The 10725-nt window shown below is 71.8% G+C and carries 8 protein-coding genes and 1 pseudogene; 6 read left to right on the top strand and 3 right to left on the bottom strand.

Translation table 11 applies throughout. From position 1 onward, the window contains the following. Positions 1 to 211: 211 nt before the first annotated feature. Entirely contained in the window at positions 212 to 1057 is an 846-nt protein-coding gene (locus LCE31_RS29675) for a helix-turn-helix transcriptional regulator (protein ID WP_225019739.1), read from the bottom strand. A 267-nt stretch (positions 1058 to 1324) separates the two neighbouring features. Between LCE31_RS29675 and LCE31_RS29680 the strand changes: the two are divergent. The 6 genes and pseudogenes from LCE31_RS29680 to LCE31_RS29705 all read left to right on the top strand — a co-directional run. After that, positions 1325 to 2095 (top strand): annotated as a pseudogene (locus tag LCE31_RS29680) (SDR family NAD(P)-dependent oxidoreductase); the annotation flags it as partial. Between the two features lie 404 nt (positions 2096 to 2499). Further along, positions 2500 to 3621, top strand: a complete 1122-nt coding sequence (locus LCE31_RS29685) for a LacI family DNA-binding transcriptional regulator (RefSeq protein WP_225019740.1) — start codon at positions 2500 to 2502, stop codon at positions 3619 to 3621. 130 nt (positions 3622 to 3751) lie between these two features. Next, positions 3752 to 5086, top strand: a complete 1335-nt coding sequence (locus tag LCE31_RS29690; RefSeq protein WP_225019742.1) for an ABC transporter substrate-binding protein — start codon at positions 3752 to 3754, stop codon at positions 5084 to 5086. A gap of 128 nt (positions 5087 to 5214) precedes the next feature. Beyond that, positions 5215 to 6168, top strand: coding sequence for a carbohydrate ABC transporter permease (locus LCE31_RS29695; RefSeq protein ID WP_374118586.1), 954 nt, complete (start codon positions 5215 to 5217; stop codon positions 6166 to 6168). Beyond that, positions 6165 to 7097 carry a carbohydrate ABC transporter permease gene (locus LCE31_RS29700; RefSeq protein ID WP_225019744.1) on the top strand — a complete coding sequence of 311 codons (933 nt, stop codon included), beginning with the start codon at positions 6165 to 6167 and terminating at the stop codon, positions 7095 to 7097. Before LCE31_RS29695 ends, LCE31_RS29700 begins: the two co-directional genes overlap by 4 nt. Before the next feature lie 103 nt (positions 7098 to 7200). Further along, positions 7201 to 8229 (top strand): hydroxyacid dehydrogenase, encoded by a 1029-nt coding sequence (locus LCE31_RS29705; protein ID WP_225019746.1) that lies wholly within the window; start codon positions 7201 to 7203, stop codon positions 8227 to 8229. 43 nt (positions 8230 to 8272) lie between these two features. Here the strand turns inward: LCE31_RS29705 and groL are convergent, their stop codons facing one another. Together groL and groES are read right to left on the bottom strand one after the other, a co-directional pair. Then, positions 8273 to 9895: a chaperonin GroEL gene (groL, locus tag LCE31_RS29710; RefSeq protein ID WP_225019748.1), complete on the bottom strand. Its 1623-nt coding sequence runs from the start codon at positions 9893 to 9895 to the stop codon at positions 8273 to 8275. Positions 9896 to 9993: 98 nt separating this feature from the next. Continuing rightward, complete coding sequence (groES, locus tag LCE31_RS29715; RefSeq protein WP_023539274.1) at positions 9994 to 10302, bottom strand: co-chaperone GroES; 309 nt, start codon at positions 10300 to 10302, stop codon at positions 9994 to 9996. Positions 10303 to 10725: the final 423 nt, after the last annotated feature.

Here is a 10725-nt window from a genome sequence, read left to right on the forward strand (position 1 = left end):
GAGCGGGACCGGGTACGGGGACGGGGACACGGACGGGAGCGGGATCGGGGACGGGATCGGGGACACGGACAGGAACGGGAGCGGGAACGGGGCCGGGAGCTGAAGCGGGGAACCGAGAACGGAAGCGGGCACGGAAGCGCCCGGCGCGGCTTCGGCGTAATCCCTCAGCATTCCTCGGCATTCCTCGGCCCGAGACGGTCAGATCAGACGGTCAGACGGTCATACGCTGCGTACCGACGACCGACAGCAGGCGCAGCGCCTCCTCGGACGGCGAGCCGGGAACGGCCGTGTAGATCACGAGCTGCTGGTCCCGCTCGGTGATGTCGAGGACGTCGCAGTTGACGGTGACCGGGCCGACCAGCGGATGCTGGAACGTCTTGCGCAGTGTGGGCGGGACGCTCACGTCGTGGGAGGCCCACAGCCGGGCGAACTCCTCGCTTCCGCCGAGGAGTTCGTCCACCAGCGCGGACGCCTCGGGGTCGTCGGGGTAGCGGCCCGCGACGGCGCGCAGGCGCTGGGCCGAGGCCCGGGCGAACTCCTCGACGTCCGAAACCCCGTACAGGGGCCGCCCCTGCGGGCACGGATCGAGGAAGGCCCGGCGCATCAGATTGCGGTCGCGCCGCGGCAGGGCGGAGAAGTCCTCCATGAGGGCGGCTGCCAGATCGTTCCAGGCGATCACCTCACCCGTCGCGGAGGTCACGAACGCGGCAGCCCCCGGCAGCCGGTGCACCAGGTCGAGGATGCTCTGCCGCACCTCGCGCGAAGGCCCCGGCGGCGGCCCGGGAGGCGCGCCCGCGAGGTGGTGGAGGTGGGTGCGCTCGGCGTCCGACAGGCGCAGCGCCCGCGCGAGACCGGCCAGCACCTCGCGCGAGGGCCGCGGGGCGCGGGCCTGCTCCAGCCGGGTGTAGTACTCGGTCGAGATGTAGGCGAGCTGCGCCGCCTCCTCGCGGCGCAGCCCCGGGGTACGGCGCCGCGCGCCCGCGGGCAGCCCCACGTCGGCCGGGCTGATCCGCTCGCGCCGGCTGCGCAGGAAGTCCGCAAGTTCTCGTCTGTCCACCCGTCCAGTGTGCGCGCGTCCCACGGGGCTCATCCAGGTACCGGCTGTACCCGGCACGGCGGCGCGCGGGTCACCGACGGAGGCCGGAACAGCGAGTCACCCGCGCCGGCCTGCGCAGCGGGTCACCGACGGAGGCCGGCGCAACCTGATCATCGACGGGGCCCGGAGCACAGGCAAGGAGCGGTGCCGGGAGCCCGCCCGCGTACCTGCACGAACACCTCACGTACAGCTGATCCGACCGTCAGGAACAGGCGCTACGGTGCGCCTATGACGACAGCTTTGATTACGGGCGCGACCGCCGGAATCGGTGCCGCGTTCGCGCGACGGCTGGCCGCGGACGGGCACAATCTCGTCCTGGTGGCCCGCGATGTGGAGCGCCTGCGCGAGCACGCGACCGAGCTCCACGACCGGCACGGCATCGAGGCCGAAGTGCTCTCCGCCGACCTCTCGACGGACGGCGGCATCGAGTCGGTCGAGAAGCGGCTCTCCGACCGCAGACACCCCGTCGATCTGCTCGTCAACAACGCGGGGTTCGGCGGGAAGGGAAAGTTCCTCGACGTTCCGGTCGAGGACGAACTCACCATGCTGAAGGTGCACTGCGAGGCGGTGCTCCGGCTGACCTCGGCGGCCGTCGGGCCGATGCGGGCACGCGGGCGCGGCGGCGTCGTCAACGTCGCGTCCGTCGCGGCCTTCGTGCCGCGCGGCACGTACGGGGCGTCGAAGGCGTGGGTCGTCCAGTTCACCCAGGGTGTGGCCCGCGACGTGGCGCACTCCGGCGTACGGCTGATGGCGCTGTGCCCCGGCTTCGTGCGGACGGAGTTCCACGAGCGCGCCGGGCAGGGCACGGACAACGTCCCCGGCTGGATGTGGCTGGACGCGGACAAGCTCGTCGTGGCCGCGCTCGCGGACCTGGCGCGCGGCAAGACGCTCTCCATCCCCGACCCGCGCTACAAGGCGCTGATGGGCGCGGCGAAGCTGGCGCCGCGCGGCCTGCTCGGCGGCCTCTCGTCCAGGGCGGGCCGGAAGTACGGTCCCCGGCATCCGGACGACGCCACGGACGACGGGACCGGCGAGGCAGGCGTGGCCGGCGAGACCGCCGAGCCCGGCGAGGCCGGTGGCAGCAGGGCAGGCGGAACCGGCAAGGCCGCAGCCGACGGCGGAAACCGACCAAGCCGCCGGCCGTAGCGGCAGACGCCACCCGCCGTAGCGGCCCGGCCGTAGCGGCAGACGCCACCCGCCGCAGCTGCACACGACAGCCCGCCGCAGCGCTACGCCACAGCCCCGCACGCCGTCCTCGCCGCCGCTCGGGTGCCCTGCCCGGCCCGTGCTCGCCTCGATTACAGTGATCGAATGATCGAACCACGCCGCGGTTCGATCGAAGCCCGTGATCGGCCCGCTCGGTCGACGAGGGCGGGATCGATGAGGACGAGGGGGACCGCGCCGTGCGCGAAGGGGCCGCAGAACGCCACGACCGCCTGCTGAACCTGGTCAGGGAGCGCGGCACGGTCCGCGTCGCCGACCTGGCGGCGCAGCTCGGGGTCTCGCCCGTGACCGCGCGCCGCGACGCCGAGGCGCTCGCCGAACGGGGGCTGCTCGACCGGGTGCACGGCGCCGTGTCGTGGCCCGAGCGACGAGGCCCGTCCGGGACCGCGCCGGGGGGCGGCAGCCCGGTGATCGGCATGCTCGCGCCCGCCGCCGGCTACTACTTCGCGGACATCATCAGGGGAGCCCACGAGGCCGCGGCGCGCCTCGGCGCCCGGCTCATCCTGCGCGTGTCCGACTACCGCCCGCAGGACGACGCGTCCCACGCGGCCGGGCTCCTCGCGGCCGGCGCGGAGGGCCTGCTCGTCGCCCCGAGCTGGACCCGCCCCGAGCACCCGGCCGAGTATGCGGAGTGGATCGCGCGGCTGCCGGTGGACACCGTGCTGGTGGAGCGCACGGGTGAGCCGGGCGGCCCGCTCGACGGCATGGACCGGGTCAGCTCGGACCACGCGCACGGCGTGCTGATCGCGGTGCGCCACCTCGTCAGGCTCGGGCACCGCACGCCCGTGCTCGTGGCGCGGTCGGACAGCCCCACCGCGCAGGCCGTACGGGCGGGTTACGCGCAGGCACTGACCGCGCTCGGGCTCGACGGGCCGGTCCCCGTGCTGGAGTCGACGTCCCCCGCGCCCGATCCCGACCGCTTCGAGGCCACCGTGCGCACGCTGCGCGGGCTCGTGGAGGAGGGACGGGTGACCGCCGCGCTCATGCACAACGACGAGGACGCCACCCGTATGGTGCGCCGCCTGGCCGAGCTGGGCGTGCGGGTCCCCGGCGACCTGGCGCTCGTCACGTACGACGACGAGGTCGCGGCGCTGGCCGAGACGCCGTTGACGGCCGTCGCGCCGCCCAAGCGCGCCGTGGGGCGCAGCGCCGCCGAACTGCTGGTGGAGCGCCTGACCGCCGGGGCCGGGGACCGTGACGCGCCGCGCCGCCACCTGGAACTGCTGCCCGCGCTGCGGGTACGCGCGTCGTGCGGCACCCCCGCGGCCCCGCCGCACGGCGCGCCCGCCCCGGCCTTCTGACGCGCGAGCCTCTTCCGACAGGCTCCTTTCGATCATTTTTCGATCAATCAATCTTTCGCTCTTGACTGCGCTCACGAGGGATCGAAGTATCACGGCGACCGCCTGTCCCCAGCGAAGAGGAGCAGCGCCCGTGAGACGCAGTTGGTCCCGGCCCCTACGAACAGCCGCGGGAGCCGCCGCCGCGTGCGTCTCGCTCGCGTTGCTGGCGGCGTGCGGCGGTGCCGCGCGGGCGCCCGCCCAGGGCACCGGCGCCCATCCGGTCACCGTCACCTTCTGGGCCTGGACCAAGGGGTCCCAGCAGGTCGCGGACGAGTTCAACGCCACGCACGACACCATCAAGGTCAAGTTCGAGGAGATACCCTCCGGCGGCCTCGGCGGCTATCCGAAGATCGCCAACGCGGTGAAGGCGGGCATCGCGCCCGATGTGCTGTCGATCGAGTACCCGGAGCTGTCCCAGTTCGTCAGCCAGGGCTCGCTCCAGGACCTCAGCCGCTACATGACACCCGCGGTGAAGAAGCGGTTCCTGCCGCAGACGATCCAGCTGACGACGATGGGCGGCAAGAACTGGGCGGTGCCCTCCGACGCCTCGCCGCAGATCTTCTACTACCGCAAGGACTTCTTCACGAAGCACCACATCGCGCTGCCGAAGACCTGGGCGCAGTTCCGCACGGCCGCGGCCGAGGTGAAGAAGGCGGCGCCCGGCACCCGTATCGCCACCTTCTTCCCCGACGACCCGACGTTCTTCCAGACGCTGGCCTGGCAGGCGGGCGCCTCCTGGTTCAGCACACAGAACGGCGCCTGGCGGGTGGACACGACCGACCCGGCGACGCGGAAGGTCGCGGCGTACTGGCAGGGCATGATCGACGCGAAGCTCGTCAGCACCGCGCCGTCCTACAGCCCGGAGTGGACCGCGTCCCTCAAGGCCGGCACCACCGTCGGCTACCTGGGCGCCTCCTGGGGCGCCGGCACGCTCGCCGGCATCGTGCCCGAGGAGAAGGGCGAGTGGGCGGCGATGCCGATGCCCAGCTGGGACGCCGCGCATCCGAGTGTCGGGATGAGCCAGGGCTCCACCTTCGCGATCTCCAAGAACAGCGAGAAGACCGCCGCGGCCATGAAGTTCATCCTCTGGATGTCGACGTCCGAGGACGCCGTGCGGGCCCGGGTCACCGCCAGCACCTCCACCGCGCTCCCGGCCGATCCCGCGCTCGTGCCCGTCGCCCGCAAGGCCATCGACACGAGCTTCTACGGCGGCCAGGACCTCTACGGGCTGTACGAGAAGGCGGGCGCGACCATCGACCCGGACTGGCTGTGGGGCCCGACGGCCGCCGCCAACAACACGCTCAAGGACCAGCTGCACGGAGTCGTCGGCGGCAGCACCACGCTGCCCCGCGCCCTCACCACCACCCAGAGCGCCACCGTGGCCGCCCTGCGCAAGAGCGGTCTGAAGGTCGAGGACGCCTCATGAGTACGGAATCCGGCACGGGAACCGGCGGGCACGCCGGCGGAAAACCCGGGACACGGGCCGACGGGCGGGCAGAGACGGGAGCCATAGGGCGCACGGAAGGCACGGGAGACACGGGAGACACGGGCACCATGAGCGGCACGGCGCACCCCGGCCGCTCCTCTGGCGATGCCGCCGTCCGTGCCCCGCGCCGACGCGCCGCGAACCGTACCGGGATGGCCGCGGGGCTGCTGCTCACGCCCTTCTTCGCCCTGTTCACCGTCGCGATGCTGATCCCCATCGGCTACGCGATCTGGCTGAGCCTGTTCACGCAGAAGCTGTCCGGCCTCGGCTTCGGCGGCCCGCGCGACGTCTTCGACGGACTCGGCAACTACGCCGACACCCTGGGCGACGCCGCGTTCCGGCACGGCTTCCGGGTGCTCGGCGGCTACGTCCTGTTCTACATCCCGATCATGGTCGGCGGGGCACTCGCGCTCGCGCTGCTGCTGGACACCGCGCTCGCCAGGGCCCGGCGCTTCTTCCAGCTGGCGCTGTTCCTGCCGCACGCCATCCCCGGTCTGATCGCGGCCCTGATCTGGGTGTACCTCTACACACCCGGCCTCAGCCCGGTCGTCGGCGCCCTGCACTCCGGCGGCATCGGCCTGGACTTCTTCTCCTCGAACGGCGCTCTGCCCTCGGTGGTCAACATCGCGGTGTGGGAGTGGCTCGGCTACAACGTGGTGATCTTCTACGCCTCCCTCCAGGCCGTGGACCGCTCCCTGCTGGAGGCCGCCGCCGTCGACGGCGCGGGCAACTGGCGCCTCGCCCTCAGCATCAAGCTCCCGCTCATCCGCTCCTCCGTCTTCCTGGTGCTGCTGTTCACGGTCATCGGCTCCCTCCAGCTGTTCACCGAGCCGCTGCTGCTGTCGAACTCCGGGTCCGCGATCACCAGCGCGTGGACCCCCAACATGTACGCCTACTCCGAGGCGTTCCAGCTGAACGACTACGGGCGGGCCGCCGCCGCGTCCATCCTGATCGCCCTGATCGCCGCGGTGCTGTCCTTCGGCGTCACCCGTATCGCCAACCGGAAGGGAGCGCGGGCATGACCACTCCGCTCATCGTCGACCCGGCGGAGCGACCGGCCCCGGGCGCTGGGAGGCCGGGCCGCGCGGCCGTCTCCGCGGGCCGCCGCCCCGGCGCCAGTCGCTGGCTCTCCCGCACCGCCGTGAACGGGCTGCTCGCCATCGCCGCCGCCTACACCCTCTTCCCGCTGGTGTGGCTGGTCACGGCCGCCACCAAGAACGCGGGCAACATCCTCGGCGGCAACGTCTTCTCCTTCCAGGGCTTCGACTTCGGACACAACCTGTCGACCCTCGCGAGCTACGACAGCGGCATCTACTTCCGCTGGTACGGCAATTCACTGATCTACGCGGGCCTCGGCGCGCTCGGCTGCTCGTTCGTCAGCGTGGCCGCGGGCTACGCCTTCGACAAGTACCGCTTCCGGGGCAAGGAGAAGCTGTTCGCCGTCGTCCTGCTCGGCGTGCTCCTGCCGTCCACGGCGCTGTCGCTGCCGCTCTATCTGCTCGCGGTCAAGACACACACCGTCAACACCTACTGGTCGGTGCTGATCCCCGTACTGGTCAACCCCTTCGGGGTCTACCTCTCCCGCATCTTCAGCGCCGGCTACATCCCGGACGAGGCGCTGGAGGCCGCGCGTATCGACGGAGCGGGCGAGCTGCGGGTCTTCTGGTCGATCGGGCTGCGCATGGTCATGCCCGGCTTCGTGACCGTCTTCCTCTTCCAGTTCACCGCGGTCTGGAACAACTTCTTCCTCCCCCTCGTCATGCTGTCGGACAAGAATCTCTATCCGCTGAGCCTCGGGCTCTACAACTGGAACAGCGACGCCAACGCGACGCCCGACTTCTACCCGATGGTCGTGTCGGGTTCGCTCCTCGCCGTCCTCCCCCTGATCGTCGCCTTCATCACCCTCCAACGGGCGCGGAAAGCCGGCCTGACGGCGGGCGGCGTCAAATGACCTTCCGGGGCCGGGCCGCCGGCCGCCACCCGCCCGGCACGCGCGCACAACGAACCGGGCACCCCCACCCGGGCACCCCCATCCGAGGAGTACGAGTACCACCATGCAGGACGCCACTGACAATCGCCCCGCCGCGCTGCTCGCGATGACCCCGGCGGTAGCGGACGAGCTGTTCACCGCGGACCGGCTGGACCGGCTGACCCGGCTCGTACGCACCGATCCCCGTCTGATCGCCGGCGACCTCACGGCCCCGGAGCCGGCCGTGGCCGCCGCGCTCGCCGAGGCCGAGGTGCTGCTGACGTGCTGGGGCGTGCAGCCGCTCACGGAGTCCGTACTGGCAGCCGCGCCCCGCCTGCGGGCGGTCGTGCACGCCGCGGGCAGCGTCAAGTCCCACATCACCGACGCCTGCTGGGAGCGCGGCATCACGGTCAGCTCGGCCGCGGGGGCCAACGCGCTGCCGGTGGCCGAGTACACGCTCGCGGCGATCCTGTTCGCCGGCAAGCGCGTCCTCGACTCGGCGCGCCAGTACCGCGAACGGCGCGGGTCCCGCGACTGGCACGGCGCGCTGAGCGACGCCGGCAACTACGGCCGCACGGTGGGCATCGTCGGCGCGTCCCGGATCGGGCGCCGGGTCATCGACCTGCTCCGCCCGTTCGACCTGCGGGTCCTGCTGTACGACCCGTACGTGGACGCGGCCGGGGCGGCGGCGCTCGGCGTCACGTCCGTACCGCTGGACGAGCTGTGCGCGCGCAGTTCCGTCGTCTCCGTGCACGCGCCCCAACTGCCCGCCACGCGCTCGCTGATCGGCGCGGCGCAGCTGGCGGCGATGGCGGACGGCACGACGCTGGTCAACACGGCGCGCGGGTCGCTGATCGACGAGGACGCGCTGCTGCCCGAGCTGGTCTCGGGCCGGCTGCACGCGGTGCTCGACGTGACGGACCCCGAACCCCCTGCGGCCGACTCGCCCCTGTACGACCTGCCGAACGTCCTGCTCACGCCGCATGTGGCCGGCTCGCTCGGCAACGAGACCCACCGGATGGCGGACCACGCGCTGGACGAGATCGAACGCTTCACGAGGGGGGAGCCCTTCGCGGAGCCCGTACTCCCGTCGGCGCTGCATCTCTCGGCGTGACGCGCGTACGACTGCTGCCGTGGAAACGCTGCCGCGGGACGCGTCAGTGCGCGTGGCCGTGGCCGGCCGCCGCCGGCTCCTCTTCCTCGGCCGGCTTCTCGACGACCAGGGTCTCGGTCGTGAGCAGCAGCGACGCGATGGAGGCGGCGTTCTCCAGGGCGGAGCGCGTCACCTTGACCGGGTCGATGACGCCGGCCTTGACCAGGTCGACGTACTCGCCGGTCGCGGCGTTGAAGCCGTGGCCCTTGTCCAGCTCCGCCACCTTGGAGGTGATGACGTAGCCCTCGAGGCCCGCGTTCTCGGCGATCCAGCGCAGCGGCTCAACGACGGCGCGGCGGACGACCGCGACACCGGTGGCCTCGTCGCCCTCCTTGCCGAGGCTGCCGCCGAGGACCTTGCCCGCGTGGACGAGCGCGGAGCCACCGCCGGAGACGATGCCCTCCTCGACCGCGGCGCGGGTCGCGGAGATGGCGTCCTCCAGACGGTGCTTCTTCTCCTTCAGCTCCACCTCGGTGGCGGCACCGACGGAGATCACGCACACGCCGCCGGCCAGCTTCGCGAGGCGCTCCTGGAGCTTCTCGCGGTCCCAGTCGGAGTCCGTGGTCTCGATCTCGGCCTTGATCTGGCTCACGCGGCCCGTCACGTCGGCGCTGTTGCCGCCGCCGTCGACGATGGTCGTGTCATCCTTGGTGACGGTCACGCGGCGGGCGGAGCCCAGCACGTCGAGACCGGCCTGGTCGAGCTTGAGGCCGACCTCCTCGGCGATGACGGTCGCGCCCGTGAGGGTGGCGATGTCGCCGAGCATGGCCTTGCGGCGGTCACCGAAGCCGGGGGCCTTGACGGCCACCGCGTTGAACGTGCCGCGGATCTTGTTGACGACCAGGGTCGACAGGGCCTCGCCCTCGACGTCCTCGGCGATGATCAGCAGCGGCTTGGAGCCACCCGCCTGGATGACCTTCTCCAGCAGCGGCAGGAGGTCCTGGATGGAGGAGATCTTGCCCTGGTTGATCAGGATGTACGGGTCGTCGAGGACGGCCTCCATACGCTCCTGGTCGGTCACCATGTACGGGGAGAGGTAGCCCTTGTCGAAGGCCATGCCCTCGGTGAAGTCGAGCTCGAGGCCGAAGGTGTTGGACTCCTCGACGGTGATGACACCGTCCTTGCCGACCTTGTCCATCGCCTCGGCGATGAGCTCGCCGACCTGCTGGTCCTGCGCGGAGAGCGCGGCCACGGCGGCGATGTCGGACTTGTCGTCGATGGGGCGCGCGGTCTCCAGGAGGTCCTTGGAGACCGCGGCGACGGCGGCGTCGATACCGCGCTTGAGCGCGGCGGGGGAGGCGCCGGCGGCGACGTTGCGCAGGCCCTCGCGGACGAGCGCCTGGGCGAGCACCGTGGCGGTGGTGGTGCCGTCACCCGCGATGTCGTTGGTCTTGGTCGCCACCTCCTTCACGAGCTGGGCGCCGAGGTTCTCGTACGGGTCCTCGACCTCGACCTCGCGCGCGATGGTGACGCCGTCGTTGGTGATGGTGGGGGCGCCGAACTTCTTGTCGATGACGACGTTGCGGCCCTTGGGGCCGATCGTCACCTTCACCGTGTCGGCAAGCTTGTTGACGCCGCGCTCAAGGGCGCGACGGGCGTCCTCGTCGAACTTCAGGATCTTCGCCATGGGAGCTTCTGTGTCCTCTCAGACGACCTGCGCCCCTGCCCGCCCGGCGTACGCAGGGAGGCCAGGGGCGCAGATCGGAAAAGCGATTCTGGGGTGAGTTACTTCTCGATGATCGCGAGAACGTCGCGAGCCGAGAGGACGAGGTACTCCTCGCCGCTGTACTTCACCTCGGTGCCGCCGTACTTGCTGTACAGAACGACATCGCCGACGGAGACGTCGAGCGGCAGGCGCTCGCCGTTCTCGAAGCGGCCCGGACCGACGGCCAGGACGACGCCCTCCTGGGGCTTCTCCTTGGCAGTGTCCGGAATGACCAGGCCAGAGGCCGTGGTCTGTTCGGCGTCGAGCGGCTGGACCACAATGCGGTCCTCAAGCGGCTTGATGGCAACCTTGGTGCTGGCGGTCGTCACGATCCGACCTCCCCCTTCGGAGATCTCACGGGGTTGACTGTCTGAGGGTGGCGACCAGGTGGGTCCGTCGTCGCGGGTGCCGGACCTGCCCGTCGCGCTTGCTGGCACTCTCAGTCGCTGAGTGCCAGAGCTGAGACTATGACCGCGATTAGCACTCGGTCAAGCGGAGTGCCAATCGGCGTGGGGCGCGGCGTCCCGCGAGGGGGTCCGGCGAGGGCGCGCGAAGGGGCGCGCCGGGTGGTGGTGCGAGGGGCGCGGCGCCGAGCGGGCCGACCCGAGGCCGAGCCCGGAGGCCGAGTCCCCCGGTACGGCGTCTTCGGCGCCACCGTATGCGCCGCGCGGGGCGGGCGGGCCGCGCCATGGCCGGGCCCGGTGCCCGAACTGCCGTCCGGAGGCGTACGGGAGGGGCGTACGGGATACGGG

Source organism: Streptomyces sp. 8L, from assembly GCF_020176795.1.
GTDB lineage: Bacteria > Actinomycetota > Actinomycetes > Streptomycetales > Streptomycetaceae > Streptomyces.